Consider the following 22,401-nt stretch of genomic DNA (forward strand, 5'->3'; position numbering starts at 1 on the left):
TTATTGGGGCCGCAGCTGGTTTCGTGGAAAAATAAGCGCAACCTCAGCCCGGAGATCCTCCCTATGTCTCAAGCTCCCGCCCATTCCTTGCCCTCATACCTGGATGCCGAGCATCTGGGCCCCTGGGGGATCTACCTGCAGCAAGTCGACCGCGTCACGCCGTACCTGGGTCCGCTGGCCCGCTGGGTCGAGACGCTCAAGCGTCCCAAGCGCGCGCTGATCGTGGACGTGCCGATCGAGATGGACAACGGCAGCATCGCCCACTTCGAGGGCTACCGCGTCCAGCACAATACGTCGCGCGGCCCGGGCAAGGGCGGCGTGCGTTTCCACCAGGACGTGACCTTGTCGGAAGTGATGGCGCTGGCGGCCTGGATGTCGATCAAGAATGCCGCCGTCAACCTGCCGTACGGCGGCGCCAAGGGCGGCGTGCGGGTCGACCCGCGCACGCTGTCGCACTCCGAGCTCGAGCGCATGACGCGCCGCTACACCTCGGAGATCGGCGTCATCATCGGGCCGTCCAAGGACATCCCGGCCCCGGACGTGAACACCAACGCCCAGACCATGGCCTGGATGATGGACACGTACTCCATGAACGAAGGCGCCACCGCCACCGGCGTGGTGACCGGCAAGCCGATCGCGCTGGGCGGCAGCCTGGGCCGGGTCGAGGCCACCGGCCGCGGCGTCTTCGTGGTCGGCTGCGAGGCGGCCCGCGACCTGAACCTCGACGTATCCAAGGCCCGCATCGTGGTGCAGGGTTTCGGCAACGTCGGCGGCACCGCGGCGCGCCTGTTCCATGAGGCCGGCGCCAAGGTGATCGCGGTGCAGGACCACACCGGCACCATCCACAACGACGGCGGGCTGGACGTGCACAAGCTGCTGGCGCACGTCGGCAACCAGGGCGGCGTGGCCGGCTTCACCGGCGCGCAGCAACTGGCCGACGACGATTTCTGGGGATTGGAGACCGATTTCCTGATCCCCGCCGCTCTTGAGGGACAGATCAACGAAAACAACGCCGCCAGGGTGCGCGCCAAGGTCGTGGTCGAGGGCGCCAACGGCCCGACCACCCCGGAAGCCGACGATATCCTGCGCGAGAACGGCGTCTACGTGGTGCCCGACGTGCTGGCCAACGCCGGCGGCGTGACGGTCAGCTACTTCGAGTGGGTGCAGGACTTCTCCAGCTTCTTCTGGAGCGAGGAGGAGATCAACCAGCGGCTCGAGCGCCTGATGCGCGAGGCCTACAGCGCCGTGTCGCAAGTGGCCAAGGAGCACAAGGTCACCCTGCGTACCGCGGCCTTCATCGTGGCGTGCACCCGCATCCTGCAGGCGCGCCAGGTGCGCGGCCTGTATCCCTGACCGCTGCGCGGCGGGCCCCGCAGGGCCCGCATCGGCGTACCAGGCAGCAGGCCCCGCAAGGGGCCGGCGCCGTTTTCAGCGCAGGCTGATCCAGGTGGTCTTGAGGTCGCTGTACTTGTCCATCGCGTGCAGCGACTTGTCGCGCCCGAAGCCGGATTGCTTGACGCCGCCGAAGGGCACCGTGATGTCGCCGTCGGCATAGCAGTTGACCCATACCAGCCCGGCGCGCAGGCGGCGCGACAGGCGGTGCGCGCGGCCGAGGTCGGCGGTCCACAGCCCGGCCCCCAGCCCATAGATGGAATCATTGGCCAGCGCGACGGCCTCGTCCTCGTCGGCGAAGCCTTGCGCGGCCAGCACCGGCCCGAAGATTTCCTCGCGCACCAGCGAGTTGTCCTGGCCGGGACAATCGAAGATGGTCGGTTCGATGTAGTAGCCGCCGCTGTCGGTCAGCACTTGCCGGCCGCCCAGGCGCAGCCGCGCGCCTTCCTGGGCGCCGGCGGCGATGCGGGCCATGACCGCCTGCGTCTGCCGTTCGTCGACCATGGCGCCCAGCGCGCTGTCCGGGTCCAGCGGATTGCCGGGGCGCAGGGTGGCGGCGAAGGCGGCCACTTTTTCCATGAAGGCGTCGTAGATGCCGTGCTGCACGTACAGGCGCGAACCGGCGATGCAGACCTCGCCCTGGTTGGAGAAGATCGCCAGCGCGGCGACCTGGGCCGCGCGGTCCAGGTCGGGGCAGTCGGCGAACACGATATGGGGCGACTTGCCGCCGCACTCCAGCCAGACGCGCTTGAGATTGGATTGGCCCGAGTAGGTCATGAAGCGCTTGCCGGTCGCCGTCGAGCCGGTGAAGGCGATGCAGTCGACGTCCGGGTGCAGGCCGAGCGCCTGGCCGGCCTGCGCGCCCAGGCCGGGCACCACGCTGAACACGCCGGGCGGGATGCCGGCCTGTTCGGCCAGGGCCGCCAGCCGCAGCGCCGACAGCGAGGCCTGCTCGGCAGGCTTGAGGATGACGCTGTTGCCCACGGCCAGCGCCGGGGCCACTTTCCAGGCCGCCATCATCAAGGGGTAATTCCACGGCACCACGGCGGCCACCACGCCCAGCGGCTCGCGCGTGATGGTGGCCAGCGCGTCGGCGCCGGTAGGCGCGATCTCGTCGTAGCGCTTGTCGATGGCTTCGCCGTACCACGCATAGCAGCGGGCGGTCTCGGGCAGGTCGAAGGCCAGGGCGTCGCGGATCGGCTTGCCCATGTCCAGCGTTTCGAGCAGCGCCAGCTCTTCCTGGTGTTCGGTGATCAGCGCGGCCAGGCGCAGCAGGCGGTGCTTGCGCTCGCGCGGGGCCAGGCCGCTCCAGACGCCGGCCTCGAAGGCGCGGCGCGCGGCGGCCACCGCGCGGTCCACGTCGGCCGCGCCGCAGGCGGCGACATCGGCCAGCTTGCGGCCGTCGATCGGGCTGTGCGCGGCGAAGGTGGCGCCATCGGCGGCGTCGCAATAGGCGCCGTCGATATAGGCGCGGCCTTCGGGGGCGAGGGCGGCGGCTTGCGCGCGCCAGTAGGCGGAATCGTGCAGGGTCATGGGAGTCGGATGCGGGCAGGCCCGGCGGCGCGCCGCCGGGCGGGGTGAATCAGCGCGGCGCGTTGGCGCGCGCCACCATGGCGTCGAGCAGCACGTTGCAGCCGGCCTCCAGGTGGGCGGGCTGGGCGTCCTCGATCTCGTTGTGGCTGATGCCGTCCTTGCAGGGCACGAAGATCATCGCCGTGGGCGCGACCGCGGCCATGTACACCGCGTCGTGGCCGGCGCCGGTCACGATGTCCATGGCCGGCAGGCCGCGGCGCTGCGCGCCGTCGCGCACCTTGCCGACCAGGTCGGGATGGAAGGGCGTCGGCGCGAAGTACTGCACCTGCTCGCACTGCACCGATACGGCATGCCGCGCGGCGGTGTCGGCGCACGCCTGGCGCCACAGCGCGTCCATCGTGGCGAGCGTGGCTTCGTCCTCGTGGCGCAGGTCCACCGTGAAGCGCACCTGGCCGGGGATCACGTTGCGCGAACCGGGGTAGGCGTGGATCTCGCCCACCGTGCCGCGGCCGTGCGGCTGGTGCGCGTTGGCGATCTCGACCACCGCCTGCAGCAGATGGCTGGCCGCGTACAGCGCGTCCTTGCGGATCGGCATCGGGGTGGGGCCGGCATGCATCTCCATGCCTTGCACCACCACGTCGTACCAGCGCACGCCCAGCGAGCCGGTCACCACGCCGACGATCCTGTCTTCGTGTTCCAGGATGGGGCCTTGCTCGATGTGCGCCTCGAAGTAGGCGTCGACCGCGCGTCCGCCCACCGGGTCGGCGCCGGCATAGCCGATGGCGCGCAGCTCGTCGGCCACCGACTTGCCCTCGGCGTCGCGCGCGGTCAGCGCGGTCTCGAGCGGGAATTTCCCGGCGAATACGCCCGAGCCCATCATCACGGGCAGAAAGCGCGAGCCTTCCTCGTTGGTCCAGATCGCCACTTCCAGCGGCGCGTCGGTCTGCACGCCGTGGTCATCGAGGGTGCGCATGACTTCCAGTCCGGCCAGCACGCCGTAGCAGCCGTCGAACTTGCCGCCGGTGGGCTGGGTGTCGATGTGGCTGCCGGTCATGACCGGCGCGCGCGACGGATCGCGTCCGGCGCGGCGCGCGAAGATATTGCCGACCTGGTCCACGCGCACGGTCAGGCCCGCGTCGCGCATCCAGCCGGTGACCAGGTCGCGGCCCTGGCCGTCGAGCGCGGTCAGCGCCAGGCGGCAATTGCCGCCCTTGGGCGTGGCGCCGATGCGCGCCAGGTCCATCAGCGACTGCCACAGCCGCTGTCCGTCGATGGAGATCGGGGAGTTGTTGCTCATGTCTTTACCTCATTGCACGCCGGCGGCCTGGGCCTGGGCCGCCTGGCGGATTTCCGTCAGGGTCTGGCCCGGCGCGATGCCGTCGGCTTCGTAGCGGATTTCCAATAGCGCCGGCAATTGCTCGCGTTCGGCGAAGGCGCGCGCGCGCTCGAAGGCCGGGCCGAAGTCCTCGGTGCGCTCGACCGCTTCGCCGTAGCCGCCGTAGGCGCGCACGAATTGGGTGAAATCGGGATTCTGGAAGTCCAGGGCAATGGCGCGGCCCGGGAATTCGCGTTCCTGGTGGGCGCGGATGGTACCCCAGATGCCATTGTTGAACACCAGCACGACCACGCCGACGCGGTATTGCAGCGCCACGCCGAGTTCCTGCATGTTCATCTGGAAGCAGCCGTCGCCGGCGTAGCAGACCACGGTGCGGGCGGGGTTTTCCAGCTTGGCCGAAATGGCCGCCGGCAGGCCGTAGCCCATCGAGCCGACCGTGGGCGCCAGGCTGGTGCCCGGGCCGCTGAACTGGCGGTAGCGGTGCGGGTACAGGGCGTAATTGCCCGCGCCCACCGTGATGCAGGCGTCGGCCGGGATGTGCTGGTTGACGTAGGCGGCGGCGCTGTCGAGGTTGAGCGGGCCGGGCGAGGGCAGCGGGGCCAGCGTGGCCAGGTATTCGTCGTGCGCGGCGCGCACGGCCTGCGCGCGGCTGGCGCGGTGTCCCGGCCGCAGCGCGTCGAGCGCGGCCGCGAACCCGGCCGGGTCGGCCACGATGCCCAGGGTCGGCGCGAACACCCGGCCCAGTTCGTTGGGGTCGGGGTAGACGTGCACCAGCCGCTGGCGCGGCAGCGGGCTCTCGATCACGGTGTAGCCTTCGGTGGTGGCCTCGCCCATGCGCGTGCCCACCGCCAGGACCAGGTCCGCGCCGGCGATGCGCTGGCGCAGTTCCGGCGCCATGGCCCAGCCGACGTGGCCGGCGGCATTGGGATGGCGCTGGTCGAAGCATTCCAGGCGGCGCCAGGCCGTGCCTACCGGCAGCTCGAAGCGTTCGGCGAACGCGGCGGCCTGTCCGATGGCCTCGGCGCTCCAGCCTGTGCCGCCCAGCAGCATGAAGGGCCGCTCGGCCTGGTCCAGCAATTCGACCATGCGCGCCAGGTCGGCCGCGCCGGGCAGGCAGCGCGCGCGCCGGTAGCGCGGCATGTCGGCCACGCGGGCGCGGCCCCACAGCGTGTCCTCGGGCAGCGCCAGCACCACCGGCCCGGGCCGGCCGCTGGTGGCCACCGCGAAGGCGCGCGCGATGAATTCGGGAATCCGCTCGGTGCGGTCGATCTGCGCGACCCACTTGGCCATCTGGCCGAACATGCGGCGGTAGTCGATTTCCTGGAACGCCTCGCGCTCCATGAAGTCGTTGCCGACCTGGCCGATGAACAGAATCATCGGGGTCGAGTCCTGGTAGGCCGTATGCACGCCGATGCTGGCGTTGGTGGCGCCGGGGCCGCGGGTGACGAAGCAGATCCCCGGCTCGCCGGTCAGCTTGCCATAGGCCTCGGCCATGTAGGCCGCGCCGCTTTCCTGGCGGCAGACAATGGCGTCGATGGCGCCGCGATGCTCGTTCAGGGCGTCGATGCAGGGCAGGTAGCTCTCGCCGGGAATCATGAACACGCGCCGCGCGCCGTGCACGCGCAGCTGCTGCATCAGGATCTGGCCGCCGTTGCGCTCGGGCAGGGCTGGCGTGGTCATGACTGCTCTCCTTGGGACTCGCGGGGGCGCGCCGCGCGGGCGGCCCATTGTTCGAATTCGGCGTGGCGCGCCAGCAGGCGGCGCGCGGTGTTGTAGTCGGGCGGGTCGACGCGCGCGCCGCCGGCGTCGCGGCCGTCGCGTTGCGCCTCGAAGCGGGCCGCCAGGTCGCGCGCGGCCGCCACGCGGTCCGCGTCCGGCGTGAAGGCGGCGTGAATGGCGGGCACCTGTTCGGCGAACACGGCGCACTTGGATTTCAGGCCGATGCGGCGCGCCCACAGCAGGTCGGCCTGCTGGGCGGCGGGGTCGCGGTAGTTGAACGGGCAGTCGATCGGCAGGCAGCCGGCCGCGACGCAATCGACCAGGAAGCGCGCGCGCAGGGCGTGCAGCTCGATGCCGTCGGGGCCGCGCTCGGCGCCCAGGCTGGCGGTCAGGTCCTCGGCGGCCAGCAGGCAGGCCGATACGCGCGGGCTGGCCGTCAGGATTTCGCAGGCGCGCGTCACGCCCAGCGCCGACTCCAGCGTGGGCACGATCTCGGTGCTGCCCGGCGCCAGGCCGGCCTCGGCCTCGCAGGCCGAGATGGCGCGGTCGAGCGCGGCGATCTGCGCCGCGCTTTCGGCATGCGGCAGGAAAATCGCGTCCGGCGCGCCGGCCATGATGCCGCGCAAGTCGTCCAGGCCGTCTTCTTCCAGCTTGTTGATGCGCACCGCGCCGATCACGCCGGCGGCGCGGCATTGCGCCAGCAGCGCGACGATGCGGCGGCGCGCGGCCGGACGGTCGGCCGGCGCGGTGAACTCTTCCAGGTCGGCCACCAGCGCGTCGGCGCCGCTGGCCAGGCCGGCCGCCTGGGCCTGCTCCAGCAGCCCGGGAACGAACATCCAGCTGCGGCGCAGGCTGGCGGGGCGGCGTTGGCCGCCCGGGTTGGAGATGGGGGTCATTGCACGTGCCTCGGCAGGAACAGCACCAGTTCGGGGACGAAGGTCAGCAGCAGCATGACGGCGGTCATGGCCAGCATCATCCAGCTCAGCGGGCGCAGGGTCTGCATCATGTTGATGCCGCCGATCTTGCAGGCGGCCATCAGGTCCACGCCCACCGGCGGGGTGTTCGCGCCGATCGCCATGTTGATCGACAGCAGGATGCCGAAATGCACCGGGTCGATGTTGTAGTGGGCCAGCACCGGCATGACCACCGGCGCCACGATGATGATGACCGGGATGGCTTCCATGAAGGTGCCCAGCAGCAGCAGCACCACCGTCAGCACCAGCAGTACGGCGATCTTGCTGTCGGTCCAGTCCACCAGCAGGCCGGACAGGGCCTGCGGCACCTGCTCGGCCACCAGCACCCAGGCGAACAGGCCCGAGGCGCCGATCAGCAGCAGGATGGACGCGCTGCCTTCGCCGGTCGACTTCAGGCTCTCCCACAGGGACTTCAGGCTGAGCGTGCGGTACCAGAAAAAGCCCACCAGCAGCGCATAGACGATGGCGCTGGAGGCGGCCTCCGTGGCGGTGAAGATGCCGAAGCGGATGCCGCCGATGATCAGCACGGGCACCATCAGCGCGGGCAGGGCGTCGATGGCGGCGGCGCGCAGCTCGCCCCACGAGAACGGCTGGCCGCCGGCCCAGTTGTGCTTGCGGGCCTGCCAGATCGCCACGACGATCAGCGAAGCGCCCAGCAGGATGCCGGGGATGATGCCGGCCAGGAACAGCTTGCCCACCGAAGTGTCGGTGATAGTGCCGTAGACAATCAGCACGATGCTGGGCGGGATGATGGTCGAGGTGGCGCCGGCGCTGCCGATCAGCGCGCAGCTGAACCCCTTGTCGTAGCCGCTGCGTGCCATGGCGGGCAGCAGCAGGCTGCCGATGGCGATCACGTCGGCCACGCCCGAACCCGACAGCGCGCCGAACATCAGGCAGGCCAGCACGGCCACCACGGCCAGGCCGCCCTTGATATCGCCGACGATGGCCGCGCACAGCCGCACGATGCGCTGCGTCAGGCCCGCGCCGTTCATCAGCTGGGCGGCCAGGATGAACAGGGGAATGGCCAGCAGCGTGAAGCTGTCCAGGCCGACCACGTATTGCTGGGCCGCCACCATCATCGGGGCGGCGTCGTAGACGGCCAGGTACGCCAGGCACGCCAGCACCAGCCCGAAGGCGATCGGCATGTCGATCAGCACCGTGACCGTGAATACGCCCATCAGGAAAAGGGCACCGGTAGACATCTTTTAATCCTTTGCCGCGACGGGGTCGGCCGGTTGGAACAATTGCGCCAGGTGCACCACGATGGTGATGGCGCACGCCACCGGCAGGGCGAGGTAGACCGTGCCGGCCGATACGTCGAGCGCGGGCAGGGTCTGGTCCATGGTCAGTTCGGCCAGCTGCCAGCCGGCATAACCCAGCGCGGCCAGGCCGACGATGATCAATGCCTGGTTGACGCGGTCGCAGATGGCCAGCGCGCGCGGGTTGCGCACGACGAAGGGCAGCAGCCCGGCCATCAGGTGGGTGCGTTCATGGCTGCAGGTGACGCCGCCGATGAAGGCCGCCCACACCAGCACCAGGCGCGGCAATTCCTCGGCCCAGTGCGGCGTGGTGTGCATCACGAAGCGTTCGAACACAACGTAGGTGATCAGTGCGGCCAGCAAGGCCACCGCCAGGGCGGCGATGGCCTTGCTCAGGCCGGACAGCGCGTGCGAGATCCGGCCCAGCATTTACTTGGCCTCGCGGTACTTCTGCAACAGGCCCATCAGCTCGGGGCCATAGGCGGTTTCGTAGGTCTTCCAGATCGGCGCGACGGCCGCGGCGAAGGGGGCCTTGTCGACTTCGTTGACCTGCATGCCCTTTTCCTTGAGCTGCGCGACGAACTGCAGGTCGCCTTCGGTGATCATCTGGCGTTGCGCGTCGCGCCACTTGTCGGCGGCGGCCTGGACGATCTTGCGGTCGTCGGCAGAGATGCGGTTCCAGATCGGCTTGGAGACGATCAGGCTTGCCGGACCCCACACGTGGCCGGTCAGCGACAGATATTTCTGGACCTCGAAGAACGACGAGGTGTAGATGATCGACAGCGGGTTTTCCTGCGCGTCGAACACCTTCTGCTGCAGGGCCGAGTAGAGCTCGCCGAAGGCCAGCGGCGCGGGGTTGGCGCCCAGGGCGGTGAAGGTGTCCAGGCGCATCTTGTCGGGCGTGACGCGCGTCTTCAGGCCGTTCAGGTCGGCCGGCGTGTTGACCGGGCCGCGATTGTTGGTCAGGTGGCGAAAGCCGTTTTCCCACCACGACACGATCACCAGGTTCTTCTTCTCGGCCAGCTTGGCCAGCGCCGCGCCCAGTTCGCCGTCGTAGGCCTTGTAGGCCTGCTGCGAGGTGGTCCAGGTGTAGGGCAGCTCGACGATGCCGAACTTCGGTTCGATCGGCTGCAGCGAGCCCGAGCCGATGATGGCCGCGCCCTGGCTGCCGATCTGCAGGCCCTCGAGCATGGTCTTCTCATTGCCCAGCTGGCCGCTGGGGAACAGGATGAAGTTGACGCGGCCGGCGGTCTTTTCCTTGACTTCGGCGGCGAAACCTTCGGCGGCCTTGTTCCAGCTGTGGCTGGGGGCCAGCACGTGGCCCAGCTTGATGTCCAGGGCGTGGGCGGCCGGGGCGACTGCCAGCGCCAGGCCGGCGGCGGCGAACAGGGAGGTCAGGGTACGGGTCAGCTGCATGGTTTTCACCTTGAAATGTTCTGGCTTGTGAAACGTCGGGAGGAACGAAGCCGGAAACCGCCGGCGCAAGCGGGCCCAGGCCGACGCGCGAGCGTGTCGGCGGCAAGGCGGGAAATCGGCAAGCAGGGCGCCAGCGTCGGGCGCGGGAGGCGGACGGGCCGCCGGAATCAATTCATCGGATGGCTCCGCTGCCAAAGTCTTCGCGCAGGCGCGCCAGGATGCCGACCAGATGGTCGTGCATGGCATGGCGGGCCCGGATAGGATCGCGGTCGACGATGGCCGCGAGGATGCGTTCGTGTTCGCGCTCGGCGGCTTCCCAGACCTTGGTCGTGACGAAATGCTGTTCGAGCCGGCTGAACACCGGGCTGGTGGCGCTGAGGTGCCAGATATGCGAGATGGCGGCGGCCAGCGCGGCGTTGCCGCAGGCTGCCGCGATGGCGCCGTGGAAGGCCTGGTCGTGGGCGCCGGGCGAGTCGCTCAGCGACATCGCCGCGTGCGCCGACGAGATCGCGGCGATCTGCGCGGGCGAGGCCTTCTGGGCCGCCAGCGACGCGCACTCGGGCTCCAGCAGCAGGCGCGTGTCGAGCAGGTCGAACGGACCGATGTCGGTGTGGCCGGGCTGGGGCGCCGGCGCGACGCCATAGTCGCCATCGGCGCGCGGCGCCGCCACGAACACGCCCGTGCCCACGCGGACTTCGACATAGCCTTCGATTTCGAGGGCGATCAGGGCCTCGCGCACCGAGGCGCGGCTGACCTGCAGTTGCTCGGCCAGTTCGCGCTCGGCGGGCAGGCGGCCGCCGGCGGGAAAATCGCCGGCGCGGATGCGGCCGGCGATCTGGTCGGCAATCATGCGGTACAGGCGCGTGGGGGCGACGGCTTGGAAGGATCCCATGGCTGGTGGCGTGTCCGGTTATCTGGTGGCCCAGTGGTCAGGCCACTAATATACCGAAGCGCCCGGCGAATAAAAATAGCGGGCGATGGCGAATCCGGGCTTTCTAGGGAAAACCACTAGGCCGCGCCGCGTCCGCCCGCCGCCAGCGCCAGCAGCGCCTCGCGCAACACCACCGCGTTGTTGTGCTCGGTGTCGCGCGCGCCGTAGACCAGCGTAAGCGGGCCGGCCCCGGCCTGCGCCAGCAGGGCGCGCAGCTGCGCCTGATGCGACGGGCCGCGCAGCTCGGCCAGATAGCGTTCGCGAAACGCCGGCCAGCGGGGCGTCTGGTGGCCGAACCACTGGCGCAGCGCAGCGCTGGGCGCCAGGTCCTTGATCCAGTCGTCCAGCGGCAGGGCGTCCTTGCGCAGGCCGCGCGGCCACAGCCCGTCGATCAGCACCCGGCGCCCGTCGGCGGGCGCGGCGGCCTCATAGGCGCGCTTGAGATGGATGGCGGGCTTCATGGGCGCGGGCGCGTTTGCGCATACACTGGGCGGCCTGATCGAAAGCGAGTTTTCATGAGGCGGTTTCCTGGGCGGATGCTGAAGTGGCTGGTCCTGGCCTGCGGCCTGGCGACGGCGGCCGGGCTGCTCGCCTGGCGGCTGGCGCCGTCTTCCGACTATATCGCGCCTGCGGCCGGGCAGGACCGCCTGCGCGGCCAGGCCATCTACCAGGCGAACTGCGCCGCCTGCCATGGCGCGCGGCTCGAGGGCCAGCCCGACTGGCGCCAGCGGCTGGCCAGCGGGCGGCTGCCGGCGCCGCCGCACGATGCCAGCGGCCACACCTGGCACCACCCCGACGCGGTGCTGCTGGACATCATCCGCCACGGCATGGTGCCGGGCCGCCACGCGCCGGACGGCTACCAGAGCGACATGCCGGCCTACGCGGGCGTGCTGTCGGACGCGGAGATCGCACTGGTGCTCGCCTATATAAAAAGCACCTGGCCGAGCCAGGTGCAGCAGGACCAGCGGGCCGCCACGCAGCAGATGACGCCGCGCTAGCGTGGCGGCGCCTCAGTGCGCCAGGACCATGGCGAAGTAGCCGAACACGGTCAGCAGCACGCCGGAGACGGCGTAGCCGACCGGGAATCCCAGCCAGGGCACGCTGGAGCCGACTTCCTTGGCGGCTTCGCGCGCCGGCCCCGAGTGGCTGCGCGCGCCGGCGGTGGCGCCCATCAGCAGCGCGGGGTTGATCTTCATGATGTGAAAGCCGATGGCCCACACGATGATGGGCGGGATGGTCGAGGCGAGAAAGCCCACGATGAAGATCTTCAGCGCGATCGCGCCGGTCAGCTGGGTGAGCAGGTCGGCGCCGGCGTTGATGCCGACGATGGCCACGAAGCCGATCAGGCCCAGGTCCTCGAGGATGTTGCGCGCGGCGTTGGGGGTGTTGCCGAAAAAGCGCAGCCGCGAGGAAATCGACGACACGATGATGCCCGACAGCAGCAGGCCGCCCGCGTTGCCCAGCCCCACCTTGGCGCCGAACGCCGGCACTTCGATCAGCCCGATCAGAAAGCCCAGGATCATGCCGAACGACAGGGTCAGCAGGTCGGTGGCCGAGCTATGGCGCGCAATCACACCGAAGATCTCGCCGGCCTTGCTGACGGCCGGCTGCAGGCCGGTCACGAACAGCACGTCACGCTTTTGCAGCGTGGTTTCCAGGCCGATGGGCAGCGGCACGCCGCTGCGCTCGACGCGCTGCAGCTGGATCTGCCCGGCCAGCTCCGAACCGCGGAAGGTCTTCAGCGGCCGGCCGGTCACCTCCTTGTTGGTCACCAGGATCTCGGCCTGGTCCAGCGGTATGTTCAGCGCGCGGGCGTCGGGCACCTCGGGGCCGAGCACCCCCATGTTGGCGGTCATTTCCTCCAGGCGGCCGCCCAGCGCCACCACGTCGCCCTGCTGCAGCACGGTCTCGGCCGAGGGGCCGAGCAGCTGGTCGCCGCGCTCGACATTGACCACCTGGTACTGGGGAAAGCGCGTGCGGAACTGCTGGACCGTCTTGCCGATCGATTCCGGGTTCTCGACCCGGTAGGCGCGCAGGTCGAACGGATGAAAGGCCGTCAGCCCGGCGTCGTCCACGTTGGGCACGCCATGCGCCTTCTCGAACTCGAGCGCGGCGGCCTTGGCGTCCACGCCCCAGATGCGCGGCAGGTACTTGCACAGCAGGATGATGCCGACCGTGCCCCAGATGTAGGTGATGCCGTAGGACAGCGCGATCATGGCGCTGATCTGCTCGGGACTCTCCGAACCCAGCGACAGCACGCCGGCGCTGACCGCCTGTTCGGCCGAGCCGATGGCCGCCGACATGGTCTGCGAGCCGGCCAGCATGCCGCCGGCCGCGCCCAGCGGCAGGCCGAAGAACTGCGTGCCCAGCACCACGATGGCCAGGCCCAGGATCGGCGCGATGATGGCCAGGATGGCGTAGTTGATGGACTCCTTGTTCAGCGCGTTGACGAAGGACGGACCCACGCGCAGCCCCACGCCGTACATGAACAGGTAATAGAGCAGCGACTTGGCGAACTCGTCCAGGTGGAACTTGACGCCGTAGGCCGCGCCCACGGTGGCGACCAGGCAGCCGACCACGATGGCGGCGGCGACCGCGCCCAGCCCGTAGCCCTTGATGGAAAACTTGCCGACCCAGACCGCCAGGCCGATGGTGAGAAACAGCAGTATGTAGGGGTTGCTGCCCAGGAATTGCACGAAAGCCTGCATGGTCTATGCTCCGCGATTCGTCCAGTCAACCGTGCGATGCCCGGCCGGCGCATCGCACGCCTTGCGCGCATGGCGGCGGACCCGGCCGGGCCCGCCGCGCGGCCCTAGCACTTGGCCGGCGAGGACTTGTGCGTGTCGTGCAGCGCCGGCGGCGTGGCCGTCCCGCCGTGCTGCTCCAGGTACTTGCACGCCTTGACGATGTCTTCGGCCAGCAACAGCGCGACGTTGCGGTTGATGTGCGGGCGCACCACCACGCGCAGGCTGCGCACCGACTCCGCGTCGGGCGGCATGGTGTAGGCGGAAATCACCCAGCCGCGTTCGCGCACCTTGTTGGACACGTCGAACTCGTTGAACTTCTTGACCTTGGGGTCCAGCGTGACGGCCACCACGGGAATGCGCTGCGTATCGTTCATGATGGTGAAGTAGCCGCTGTCGACCAGGTGCTGGCGCAGCGCGATGGCGTTGTCCAGCGTGCGCTGCATGACGCGCTTGAAGCCGTCGAAGCCCAGGCGCAGGAACTGGTAGTACTGCACCGCCACCTGGAACGAGTTGCGGCTGAAATTGAGCGTGGCCGTGGGCATCTCGCCGCCCAGATAGTTGACGTAGAAGACCAGGTCTTCGTTGAACACCTTGCGTTCGCGGAAGATCACCCAGCCCAGGCCGGGCGGCGTCAGGCCGTACTTGTGGCCGGAGGCGTTGATCGACTGCACGCGCGGCAGGCGGAAGTCCCATTTGTAGTCGGGATACAGGAACGGATTGACGAAGCCGCCGGAGGCCCCGTCGATGTGCATGGGCACCGAAACGCCGGTCTTCTTCTCGTAGGCGTCGAGCCAGTCGTGGATGCCCTGGATGTCGTCGTCCTCGCCGGTGAAGGTCTGGCCGGCGATGGCGACCACCGCGATGGTGTTCTCGTCGACGTACTTGTCCAGGTCTTCGGCGGTCAGGCAGTACTGGCCGGGCTTGAGCGGCACGATGCGCGGCTCGACGTCGAAATAGCGCAGGAATTTCTTCCACACGATCTGCACGTTGCCGCCGGTGACCATGTTGGGCCGGGTGGCGTCCTTGCCTTCGCGTTCGCGGCGCTGGCGCCAGTTCCATTTGTGCGCCAGGCCGGCCAGCATGCACGCCTCGGACGAGCCGACGGTGGCCGTGCCGTAGGGTTCGGCGTCCTTGGGGCCGTTCCACAGCTGGTGCAGCCACCTGACCATGCGCTGTTCCATGGCGAACAGCTGCGGGTACATGTCATGGTCGATGTAGTTCTTGTACATGTTCTTTTCGGCGATCCGGACGGCTTCCGGCTCGGCGAACGTCGTCACGAACGACGACATGTTCAGCATCGGGTTGGTATCGGTCCATTCGTCGCTGAGCACCAGCGCCTGGGCGGCGCGCGCCGACATGCCCTCGACCGGGAAGTGGTCTTCCGGGACTTCGATGTTGAACTGGTCGTAAGGCGTCATCTGTTCTGGCGATTTGCTCATGCTGGATCTCCGAAGTGAACTGGCGGGGAACAAGGACAGAGCCGGCGGGAACGCGGCCGGCGTACGCTAAGACTGGAATGGCTGGGGCGCGGCGTTGCGCGTCGCGCTAGCGCGGACGGCGCGGCGGGACGGGCAGGAAGCGGGAGCGGGGCGCGGGACGCGCCGGCGGGGCGGTGGCGGCGGCAGGGGGGCGGAAGGTGTTGCAGGACATGGACGAGCTCACATAAATGATGATTTATGCAAACCGTTGCCTACTTGCGGCAGCGGGCCGACTTTCGACGCGGCGGTGACTCAGTATGGAGAATGCCCCTGGGCCACATGCGTAGGATGATGCCTGATGTCGATACGGAGCACAATGAAATTTGCAACGTAAAGTAACGAATGTTCGGCGATCCGGGGGCTTTCCTAATCCGCGGTTACGGGCCCCATGGCGGCCTGCGCGGGGCCGGCCGGAGCCGGTGGCGCGGCATGGCCGCGCCCGCCCGCGGCGCTGACGGAGATGTAGCTGACGGCGTGCGTGACCTGCGGCGGGTTGGGCCCGCTGTGAAAGGCCTGGGCCGCGTCGATGGCCATCTTGTCGGCCAGCGTCATGCGGTCGTTCATGCGCAGGTACTGCAGCCAGGAGTCGACCACGAACATCTCCGACCAGCGTTCGGCGTCCTCGAGGTCGCGGAACAATTGCCATTGGTCGGCGCCGTTGCGCATGCGCATCAGCCGCAGCGGGCCGGCCGCGTCGATGAAGGCGCGCGCGCGTTCGGCGGCGATGCGGTACTCGATCGAGACCAGCACCACGCCATGGCGCGCGTCGAAGTCCGACTGTCCGGCGGGCAGGGCCGCCCGCGGCAGCACCGAGAGGCACTTGTCGTCGACGTGGTCGGGCAGCCGCGAGCGGTACAGCAGCGCCACGGTGAACAGCAGCGCCACGCCGGCCGCCGCCATCGCCCCGCGGGTGCCCATGCTGCCGGCGAAGTGGCCCCAGATGAACGAGCCCAGCGCCAGCCCGCCGAAAATGGCGGTCTGGTAGAGCGCCAGCGCGCGCGCCTTGACCCAGTCCGGCACCAGTAGCTGCACGGTGGCGTTGTAGGTGGCCAGCACGGCGATCCAGCACGAGCCGGACAGCAGCAGCGCCGGGAACACCACCCACAGGTTTTCGGTCACGCCCAGGGCGATCAGGCCCAGCGCCAGCAAGGCGGCGGCCACGCTGATCAGGCGGCTGACGCCGAGCCGCCGCTGCACCGCGCGGATGCCGAGGCTGCCGGCGATGGCGCCCAGGCCGAGGGCGCCCAGCATGTAGCCGTACAGCGAGGCGCTGCCGTTGTCGTGTTCGTGCGCCAGCACCGGCAGCAGCGCCCACAGGGCGCTGGCCGACAGGCCGAACGAGAAGGCGCGCATCATGACCAGGCGGGTCACGTTCGAGTACTCGGTAAAGCGCAGCGCCGCCACCACGCCTTCGTAGATGCGCTCGGGCGGCAGGGTGCGCGGCGGCGTTTCGCGGCGCCAGCGCCAGATCGCCCAGATCAGCGCGCCATAGCAGAAGCAGTTCAGCAGGAAGACCCAGGGGGCGCCCAGGGCGCCCAGCAGCACGCCGCCGATGGCCGGCCCGATGGCGCGCGCGACGTTGTAGTTCACGCTGTTGAGCAGGACGGCGTTGCCTACGTACTGGCGCGGCACCTGCTCGCTGACGGCGGCCTGCCAGGCCGGGGTGACGATGGCGCTGCCGATGGAGACCACGAACACCGCCACGATCAGGGTGACCGGGTGCAGCAGCCCGAGGAAGGCCAGCGCCGTGATGAGGGTGCCGACGACCAGCTCCAGGCCCATGCCCACCAGCATCACCTTGCGCCGGTCGTGGTTGTCGGCGACCACGCCGGTCACGATGGACAGGGCCACCAGGGGCAGGGCGGCGGCCACCTGGATCATGGCGACGATGAGCGGGCCGCTCTGGGCTTCGGTCACGATCCAGGCCGCGGCGACCGACTGGGCCCAGATCCCCAGATTGGCGAACAGGTTGGCGATCCAGATCATGCGGAACGCCGGATAGCCGAACGGCGCCAGCACCCCGGGGCGGGACGGCGGCGGGGCGGCTTCGGCGCTGGCGCGCGGCAGGTCTTCGGGGGCGGAGGCGGGGGCTTGCAGCATGGGAGCAAGGAAGGCGCGGCGCGACGCCGTCGGGTGCCTGGTACCTTCTCGCGCCGCGCCGACCCTGTCAAGCGCGCGCGGGTAGAAACGGATGCGGCGGCGTTCCTCCTGGTGTAGCATCCGTATGCCCGCCCCACGCGGCAAGGAAATGGCCGGCGGCGCATGACGCCTCTGTCTGGAGCTGACTATCTTGGCGCTTTCCCGGCCTGCACGCTTACTGAGCCGTATCGGCATGGTGACCGCACTGGGCATCGTGGCGGCGCTCGGCATCGTGATCGCGGTGGCATCCATCCTGGCCCAGGACCGGCAACAGGTCTGGGAGCGCGAAGCCCGTTCGGCCCGCAATGTGCTGCAGGCGCTGGCCGGCGAATTCGAGCGCACGGTGACGGCCTACGACCTGGTCATCCGCGGCGTCATCGGCGACCTGGCCCAGCCGGCGGTGGCGGCGATGGGGCCCGAGGCGCTGCATCGCCTGCTGTTCCAGCAGGGCGCGCGGCCCGACAACCTGGCGGTCCTGCTGGTGCTCGACGAGCGCGGCGAGGTGATCCTGGATTCGCGCACGGCCGTCGTTGCACCCCGCAACCGCTCCAGGCGCGATTACTTCCAGGCGCATGTCGACAACCCGCAGGCCGGCCTGTTCATCAGCAAGCCCTATCGCAGCCGCAACCGCAACGGCGAGCTGAGCATCGCGCTGAGCCGCCGCCTCGCGCATCCGGACGGCAGCTTCGCCGGCGTGGTGGTGGCCGCGGTCAGCCTGTCGTATTTCCGCGACCGCGTGGTCCAGCTGAACGTGGGACCGCGCGGCTCGATGACCCTGTTCCGCGACGACGGCATCGTCATCAGCCGCAAGCCGTACGTGGAGGCGCAGATCGGCGTGGACCTGAGCGAGTCCGCCAACGTGAGCCGGTTCCGGCGCGAGGGCAGGGGCGCCTTCGTCGGCACCGCCATCCTGGACGGGGTGGAACGGCTCTACCAGTTCGAGCGGGTGGGCAAGCTGCCGCTGATCATGGTGGTGGCGCTGTCCACCGACGACATGATGACGCCATGGCGCCGCCACGCCTGGATGCTGGCCGGCGCCGTGCTGCTGCTGTGCGCGTTGCTGGTGGCGCTGCTGGCGGCGCTCGAGCGCGAGTTGCGCAGGCGCCGCAACGCCGAGGCCGAGCTGGCGCAACTGGCGCGCATCGACACCCTCAGCGGACTGCTCAACCGGCGCGCCTTCGCGCAGGTGCTGGCGCTGGAGTGGGAGGCCGCGCTGCGCGGCCGCACGCCGCTGGCGCTGCTGCTGGTCGATGTGGACCACTTCAAGGCCTACTACGACTGTTATGGCCGTTCGGCCAGCGATGTGCTGTTGCGGCGCGTCGCCGATGCGGTGCGCGATTGCGTGCCGTATGCCGCCAATGTGGTGGCGCGCCACGGCGCCGACGAATTCGTGGTGCTGCTGCCCGGCATGGGGTTGCGCAGCGCCGCGTGGCTGGCCGAGCGGGTGCGCGCCCGCGTGCTGGGGCTGGCCGTGCCGCACCGCGGCAACCGGGGCGGCGTGGTCTCGGTCAGCATCGGCTGCACGGCCATGACGCCGCTGGCCGGCAGCGAGGCCGCGGTGCTGGTCGAACGCGCCGATGCGGCGCTGTACCTGGCCAAGTCGCGCGGCCGCAACCGGGTCGAGCGCATCGGCGACCCGAGCACCGCGGGGCAGGGGGCGGAGCGCGAAATGGCGCAGGAGCCGGGCGGCCCCTAGCGCGGCGCGAGCCGCGGGCAGGCCGGGGCCGACCGGATGTTCAGGAATCTGTAAGAAATGGTAAGGTTGGGGATTATGCGCGCCGCTGGCGCGTCTAGCCCTCCATGACCTCCGATTCGCCAACCTTTCCCGTCGCCGCCCAGTTGCCCGCCCTGCGCGCCTACGCGCGCACCCTGACGCGCAACCCGCACGACGCCGAGGACCTGCTCCAGGAGGCGCTCACGCGCGCCTACGAGCGCCGCCATACCCTGCGCGCCGACGGCAACCTGCGGGCGTGGCTGATGGCGATCGTGCACAACGTGTTCGCCAGCGAATGGCGCCGCCGCCAGGCCGCGCCGGCGCAGGCCGCGCCGCTGCACGACATGGAGGACGCCGCCGCGGTGGCGCCGCCCCAGGAGCACAGCGTGCGGCTGGCGCAGATCGAGCGCGCCTTCATGCAGCTGCCCGACGACCAGCGCGCCGCGCTGCACCTGGTGACGATAGAAGGCATGGCCTACCAGGAAGCCGCCGACGCGCTGCAGATCCCGATCGGCACGCTGATGTCGCGGCTGGGCCGCGCCCGCGCGGCGCTGCGCCGCTTCGAGGACGGCATGGGCGAGGCGGCGGCTGACCGGCGCGCCCGCTTCAGGATCGTGGGAGGCCGGGATGCCGCATGAACCCGTGACCGAGATCGATCTCAACGCCTATGTGGACGGGCAGCTCGACCCGGCCCGCCGCATCGAGGTGGAGGACTTCCTGTCGCGCCACCCCGAGGAGGCCATGCGGGTCATGGCGGACCTGCGCCAGCGCGACGCGCTGCGGTGGGCCCTGGGCGCGTCGCAGCAGGCGCCGGCCGACGGCGCGGACACCCCCACGGCCGTGCACACCCGGCGCCTGGCGCGCCGGCTCGAACGCGGGCTGGTCCGCCGCGGGCTGGGCGACCGGTTGCGCCAGGCCGCCGCGGCGGTGCTGCTGGTGGCCGTCGGCTGGGCCGGGCATGTCGGGTACGCGGCGCGCTACCCGGACATGCGGCACGTGGTGGCCGCGACCGCGCCGTCCTTCGTCGAGGACGCCGTGCAGGCGCACCGCACCGCCAAGGTGCGCGCGGCCATGGCATCGCAGCCGCGCGTGCCGCATCTGGATGCCGACGAATTGCTGCGCGCCACCGGCGTGCGCGTGCCGGCCCTGCCGGCTTCCTGGGCCGTGCGCGACGTGCAGGTCTTCCCCGGCCGCACCGGGCCCAGCGTGGAGATGGAAGTCGAGGCCGCCGGCCTGGGCCGGCTGTGGGTGTTCGCCGCGCGCGAGCCCGCCCATGCCGCCGAGGCCGCGCCGGTCGTCTCGCGCTTCCAGGACGCCCCGATCGCCTATTGGCAGCAGGGGCAGTGGGCTTACGCGATCACCGGCGACTTGCCCGATGCCGAACTGGGCCGCGCCGCGGGCCAGATGACCGTCGCGATGCTGGCCACGCCCTGACGGGCGCCCAGTGTTTCTGTTTTCACCACCGAGGAGTATCCCCGCATGACACAACACGTTATGGCGCGCGGCGCCGAAGGAGGCGCCCGTGCTTGAGTTTTTCCAGACCCTGAGCTGGGCCGCCGTATTCCAGATCATCCTGATCGACATCCTGCTGGGCGGCGACAACGCGGTCGTGATCGCGCTGGCGTGCCGCAACCTGGAGCCCAAGCAGCGCATGCAGGGCATTCTGTGGGGCACGGCCGGCGCCATCGGCTTGCGGGTCGTGCTGATCGCCTTCGCGCTGACGCTGCTGACGGTGCCTTACCTGAAGATCGTGGGCGCGCTGCTGCTGCTGTGGGTGGGCGTGAAGCTGCTGATCCCCGAGGATGACGCGCATGGCAACATCAAGGGCGGCACGTCCATCGCCGCCGCGGTCAAGACCATCATCATCGCCGACTTCGTGATGAGCCTGGACAACGTCATTGCGATCGCCGGCGCGGCGCAGGGCGCGGCGCAGGAGCATCAGCTGGGCCTGGTGATCTTCGGCCTGGTGGTCAGCGTGCCCATCATCATCTGGGGCAGCACGCTGGTGCTCAAGCTGATCGACCGCTTCCCGATGGTCGTCACCTTCGGCGCGGCGCTGCTGGGCTGGATCGCCGGCGGCATGCTGGTCACCGACGTGGTGGTGGTCGAGCGCTTCGGCGAAGTCTCGGGCGTCGCGAAGATCGCCGCCGAGGTGGCGGGCGCGCTGCTGATCGTGGGCCTGGGCCGCTGGTTCGCCCGTCGCAAGGCCGCGGCCGCGCCGCAGACCGCGCGCGAAAGCGCCTGACGGCATGGCAGCGGGCGGGCGCGCGCCCGCCCGGCGAACGAACCGGCGCCCTGGTGGCGCCGGTTTCTTTATTGCGCAAGAAATGCCCATGCCGATGCGCGGGCAGGCGTGGCGCGGCGGCGGGGTGGGTTATCCACAGCTTTTCCACCGCGCTTGTGGATGAATGCGCCGCCGCGTGTCACCCGGCCGCGGCGGATGCCGCGCCGTCCAGCCAGCGCGCGTAGTCCGGTCCGCTCATGGGGCGGGCGAACAGGTAGCCTTGTCCCTGGCGGCAGTGCAGCTGCAGCAGCGCCTGGTGCTGCGGCGGGTTCTCGATACCCTCGGCCACCACCGTGATGCCCAGGCGCTCGGCCATGGCCAGGGTGGCGGCGACCACGCTTTCGCTGCGTGCGTCGCCGGGCAGGCGGCGCACGAACGAGGCGTCGATCTTGAGTTGGTTGAAGGGCAGGTGGCACAGCCGCTGCATCGACGAAAAGCCGGTGCCGAAATCGTCGATCGACACCGTGCAGCCCATCAGCCGCAGGCGCACCAGGTTTTCGAGCGTGGCCGCGGGCGCGTCGAGTAGCCCGTTTTCGGTGACTTCGATGGTCACGATCGAGGCGGGCAGGGCGTGCTTGCGCAGCGCCTGCGCCAGGGTCGGCAACAGCTCGGCCGAACCGAGCTGCGAGGTTTCGAAGTTGAGCGCCAGGTCCTGCGTGGCGCCGGCCGTGGCCAGCAGGCGGGCCTGTCCCAGCGCGGCGTCGGTCAGGTGCCAGATCAGGCGGTCGAGCAGGTCCTGCTCCTTGAGCGCCTCCAGGAACGAGGCGGGACCGAGCACGCCGAGGTCGGGATGGCGCCAGCGCGCCAGGACTTCGGCGCCGCAGGGGCGCAGGGTCAGCAGGTCGACCTTGGGCTGGAAGTAGGGCACGATCTGGCCGGCGGCCAGCGCGCGGGCGACCTCGCGCGCGGGCGGCGCCGGCGGCTGGCGGCTGGCCGTGGGGGCGGCGTTGGCCCGGGCGCGCTGGCGCTCGGCCTCGTGGCGGTCCAGCAGGGCCTTCAGGCGTTGGGCGTCCAGCGGCTTGGCCAGGTCGCCCAGCACCCGCAGCCCGATCAGCGCCGCCATGTCCAGCACCGCCGCGATCAGGTCGCTGCTGACATCGCTGCTGATGATGACCGCGCCGAGCAACTGCCGTCGGGCGGCCACGCGCAGGAACTGCGCGCCATCCATGCCGGACATCTTGATGTCGCAGATGGCGATGCCGACCTGGCCGTGCTCGTCCAGGCGGCGCAAGGCTTCGTTGCCGTCGGCCGCCTCGAGGATGCGGGTGTAGCCGAGCGCGCGCAGCGCATGGACCACGACCAGGCGGTGGGCGGGATGGTCTTCGACGACGAGAATGTCGGGCAGATTCATGCGTATCCCTGGGCCGCCGGATCGGCGTGAGCAACCCTGATGCTTATATCGCTTTGCCTGCGTTTTTCCAAGCCTGGGCGGCTCAGTCCTTCATTGCAAATGAGAATCGATATTATCTATAATCGATG

The 22,401-nt window shown here is 69.9% G+C and carries 19 protein-coding genes; 6 read left to right on the forward strand and 13 right to left on the reverse strand.

The window, feature by feature from the left end; all coding sequences use genetic code 11:
• Nucleotides 1-63: 63 nt before the first annotated feature.
• Complete coding sequence (locus EL288_RS11310; protein WP_003811716.1) at nt 64-1,353, forward strand: Glu/Leu/Phe/Val family dehydrogenase; 1,290 nt, start codon at nt 64-66, stop codon at nt 1,351-1,353.
• A gap of 75 nt (nt 1,354-1,428) precedes the next feature.
• Here EL288_RS11310 and EL288_RS11315 read toward each other — a convergent pair whose 3' ends face one another.
• The 9 genes from EL288_RS11315 to EL288_RS11355 form a co-directional block, all read right to left on the reverse strand.
• Nucleotides 1,429-2,925, reverse strand: coding sequence for an aldehyde dehydrogenase (locus tag EL288_RS11315; protein WP_003811714.1), 1,497 nt, complete (start codon nt 2,923-2,925; stop codon nt 1,429-1,431).
• Nucleotides 2,926-2,974: 49 nt separating this feature from the next.
• A complete protein-coding gene (locus tag EL288_RS11320) occupies nt 2,975-4,222 on the reverse strand; it encodes a Zn-dependent hydrolase (protein WP_003811711.1) in 1,248 nt (415 codons plus the stop codon).
• 9 nt (nt 4,223-4,231) lie between these two features.
• Nucleotides 4,232-5,941, reverse strand: coding sequence for a thiamine pyrophosphate-binding protein (locus EL288_RS11325; RefSeq protein WP_003811710.1), 1,710 nt, complete (start codon nt 5,939-5,941; stop codon nt 4,232-4,234).
• A complete protein-coding gene (locus EL288_RS11330) occupies nt 5,938-6,876 on the reverse strand; it encodes an HpcH/HpaI aldolase/citrate lyase family protein (RefSeq protein WP_003811709.1) in 939 nt (312 codons plus the stop codon). The genes EL288_RS11325 and EL288_RS11330 overlap by 4 nt, the downstream gene beginning before the upstream one ends.
• Nucleotides 6,873-8,156 (reverse strand): TRAP transporter large permease, encoded by a 1,284-nt coding sequence (locus EL288_RS11335; protein ID WP_003811706.1) that lies wholly within the window; start codon nt 8,154-8,156, stop codon nt 6,873-6,875. Before EL288_RS11335 ends, EL288_RS11330 begins: the two co-directional genes overlap by 4 nt.
• Nucleotides 8,157-8,159: 3 nt before the next feature.
• Nucleotides 8,160-8,642: a TRAP transporter small permease gene (locus tag EL288_RS11340; protein WP_003811705.1), complete on the reverse strand. Its 483-nt coding sequence runs from the start codon at nt 8,640-8,642 to the stop codon at nt 8,160-8,162.
• Nucleotides 8,643-9,629 carry a TRAP transporter substrate-binding protein gene (locus tag EL288_RS11345; RefSeq protein ID WP_014905641.1) on the reverse strand — a complete coding sequence of 329 codons (987 nt, stop codon included), beginning with the start codon at nt 9,627-9,629 and terminating at the stop codon, nt 8,643-8,645.
• A 172-nt stretch (nt 9,630-9,801) separates the two neighbouring features.
• On the reverse strand, nt 9,802-10,521 hold the full coding sequence (locus tag EL288_RS11350; protein ID WP_003811701.1) for a FadR/GntR family transcriptional regulator: 720 nt from the start codon (nt 10,519-10,521) through the stop codon (nt 9,802-9,804).
• A 116-nt stretch (nt 10,522-10,637) separates the two neighbouring features.
• Nucleotides 10,638-11,021 (reverse strand): DUF488 domain-containing protein, encoded by a 384-nt coding sequence (locus EL288_RS11355; RefSeq protein WP_003811700.1) that lies wholly within the window; start codon nt 11,019-11,021, stop codon nt 10,638-10,640.
• Nucleotides 11,022-11,075: 54 nt separating this feature from the next.
• Between EL288_RS11355 and EL288_RS11360 the strand changes: the two genes are divergently transcribed.
• The gene (locus tag EL288_RS11360) at nt 11,076-11,558 is read left to right on the forward strand and encodes a c-type cytochrome (protein WP_003811698.1); all 483 of its coding nucleotides are present in this window, start codon (nt 11,076-11,078) and stop codon (nt 11,556-11,558) included.
• Nucleotides 11,559-11,570: 12 nt separating this feature from the next.
• Here EL288_RS11360 and EL288_RS11365 read toward each other — a convergent pair whose 3' ends face one another.
• The 3 genes from EL288_RS11365 to EL288_RS11375 form a co-directional block, all read right to left on the reverse strand.
• Entirely contained in the window at nt 11,571-13,268 is a 1,698-nt protein-coding gene (locus EL288_RS11365; protein ID WP_003811697.1) for an aspartate:alanine exchanger family transporter, read from the reverse strand.
• 104 nt (nt 13,269-13,372) lie between these two features.
• Nucleotides 13,373-14,746 (reverse strand): glutamate decarboxylase, encoded by a 1,374-nt coding sequence (locus EL288_RS11370; RefSeq protein WP_003811696.1) that lies wholly within the window; start codon nt 14,744-14,746, stop codon nt 13,373-13,375.
• A 405-nt stretch (nt 14,747-15,151) separates the two neighbouring features.
• On the reverse strand, nt 15,152-17,005 hold the full coding sequence (locus tag EL288_RS11375) for an MFS transporter (RefSeq protein ID WP_003811694.1): 1,854 nt from the start codon (nt 17,003-17,005) through the stop codon (nt 15,152-15,154).
• Nucleotides 17,006-17,117: 112 nt separating this feature from the next.
• On the opposite strand from EL288_RS11375, the gene EL288_RS11380 reads away from it, so the two are divergent.
• From EL288_RS11380 to EL288_RS11395, 4 genes are all read left to right on the forward strand, one after another.
• Nucleotides 17,118-18,620, forward strand: a complete 1,503-nt coding sequence (locus tag EL288_RS11380) for a GGDEF domain-containing protein (protein WP_126621929.1) — start codon at nt 17,118-17,120, stop codon at nt 18,618-18,620.
• Nucleotides 18,621-18,724: 104 nt separating this feature from the next.
• Complete coding sequence (locus tag EL288_RS11385; protein WP_003811690.1) at nt 18,725-19,276, forward strand: sigma-70 family RNA polymerase sigma factor; 552 nt, start codon at nt 18,725-18,727, stop codon at nt 19,274-19,276.
• Nucleotides 19,266-20,072, forward strand: a complete 807-nt coding sequence (locus EL288_RS11390) for an anti-sigma factor family protein (RefSeq protein ID WP_225665651.1) — start codon at nt 19,266-19,268, stop codon at nt 20,070-20,072. The genes EL288_RS11385 and EL288_RS11390 overlap by 11 nt, the downstream gene beginning before the upstream one ends.
• A gap of 88 nt (nt 20,073-20,160) precedes the next feature.
• Nucleotides 20,161-20,883: a TerC family protein gene (locus EL288_RS11395; protein WP_003811686.1), complete on the forward strand. Its 723-nt coding sequence runs from the start codon at nt 20,161-20,163 to the stop codon at nt 20,881-20,883.
• A 178-nt stretch (nt 20,884-21,061) separates the two neighbouring features.
• Here the strand turns inward: EL288_RS11395 and EL288_RS11400 are convergent, their stop codons facing one another.
• Complete coding sequence (locus EL288_RS11400) at nt 21,062-22,273, reverse strand: EAL domain-containing response regulator (RefSeq protein ID WP_003811684.1); 1,212 nt, start codon at nt 22,271-22,273, stop codon at nt 21,062-21,064.
• Nucleotides 22,274-22,401 lie beyond the last annotated feature (128 nt).

This window comes from Bordetella bronchiseptica (assembly GCF_900636925.1).
Lineage (GTDB): Bacteria > Pseudomonadota > Gammaproteobacteria > Burkholderiales > Burkholderiaceae_B > Bordetella > Bordetella pertussis.

What these genes read in the sequence shown, in the direction of transcription:
- EL288_RS11310 (WP_003811716.1), top strand. Translation starts at nt 64, where the DNA reads ATGTCTCAAGCTCCCGCCCATTCCTTGCCCTCATACCTGGATGCCGAG.
- EL288_RS11315 (WP_003811714.1), bottom strand. Translation starts at nt 2,925, where the DNA reads ATGACCCTGCACGATTCCGCCTACTGGCGCGCGCAAGCCGCCGCCCTC.
- EL288_RS11320 (WP_003811711.1), bottom strand. Translation starts at nt 4,222, where the DNA reads ATGAGCAACAACTCCCCGATCTCCATCGACGGACAGCGGCTGTGGCAG.
- EL288_RS11325 (WP_003811710.1), bottom strand. Translation starts at nt 5,941, where the DNA reads ATGACCACGCCAGCCCTGCCCGAGCGCAACGGCGGCCAGATCCTGATG.
- EL288_RS11330 (WP_003811709.1), bottom strand. Translation starts at nt 6,876, where the DNA reads ATGACCCCCATCTCCAACCCGGGCGGCCAACGCCGCCCCGCCAGCCTG.
- EL288_RS11335 (WP_003811706.1), bottom strand. Translation starts at nt 8,156, where the DNA reads ATGTCTACCGGTGCCCTTTTCCTGATGGGCGTATTCACGGTCACGGTG.
- EL288_RS11340 (WP_003811705.1), bottom strand. Translation starts at nt 8,642, where the DNA reads ATGCTGGGCCGGATCTCGCACGCGCTGTCCGGCCTGAGCAAGGCCATC.
- EL288_RS11345 (WP_014905641.1), bottom strand. Translation starts at nt 9,629, where the DNA reads ATGCAGCTGACCCGTACCCTGACCTCCCTGTTCGCCGCCGCCGGCCTG.
- EL288_RS11350 (WP_003811701.1), bottom strand. Translation starts at nt 10,521, where the DNA reads ATGGGATCCTTCCAAGCCGTCGCCCCCACGCGCCTGTACCGCATGATT.
- EL288_RS11355 (WP_003811700.1), bottom strand. Translation starts at nt 11,021, where the DNA reads ATGAAGCCCGCCATCCATCTCAAGCGCGCCTATGAGGCCGCCGCGCCC.
- EL288_RS11360 (WP_003811698.1), top strand. Translation starts at nt 11,076, where the DNA reads ATGAGGCGGTTTCCTGGGCGGATGCTGAAGTGGCTGGTCCTGGCCTGC.
- EL288_RS11365 (WP_003811697.1), bottom strand. Translation starts at nt 13,268, where the DNA reads ATGCAGGCTTTCGTGCAATTCCTGGGCAGCAACCCCTACATACTGCTG.
- EL288_RS11370 (WP_003811696.1), bottom strand. Translation starts at nt 14,746, where the DNA reads ATGAGCAAATCGCCAGAACAGATGACGCCTTACGACCAGTTCAACATC.
- EL288_RS11375 (WP_003811694.1), bottom strand. Translation starts at nt 17,005, where the DNA reads ATGCTACACCAGGAGGAACGCCGCCGCATCCGTTTCTACCCGCGCGCG.
- EL288_RS11380 (WP_126621929.1), top strand. Translation starts at nt 17,118, where the DNA reads ATGGTGACCGCACTGGGCATCGTGGCGGCGCTCGGCATCGTGATCGCG.
- EL288_RS11385 (WP_003811690.1), top strand. Translation starts at nt 18,725, where the DNA reads ATGACCTCCGATTCGCCAACCTTTCCCGTCGCCGCCCAGTTGCCCGCC.
- EL288_RS11390 (WP_225665651.1), top strand. Translation starts at nt 19,266, where the DNA reads ATGCCGCATGAACCCGTGACCGAGATCGATCTCAACGCCTATGTGGAC.
- EL288_RS11400 (WP_003811684.1), bottom strand. Translation starts at nt 22,273, where the DNA reads ATGAATCTGCCCGACATTCTCGTCGTCGAAGACCATCCCGCCCACCGC.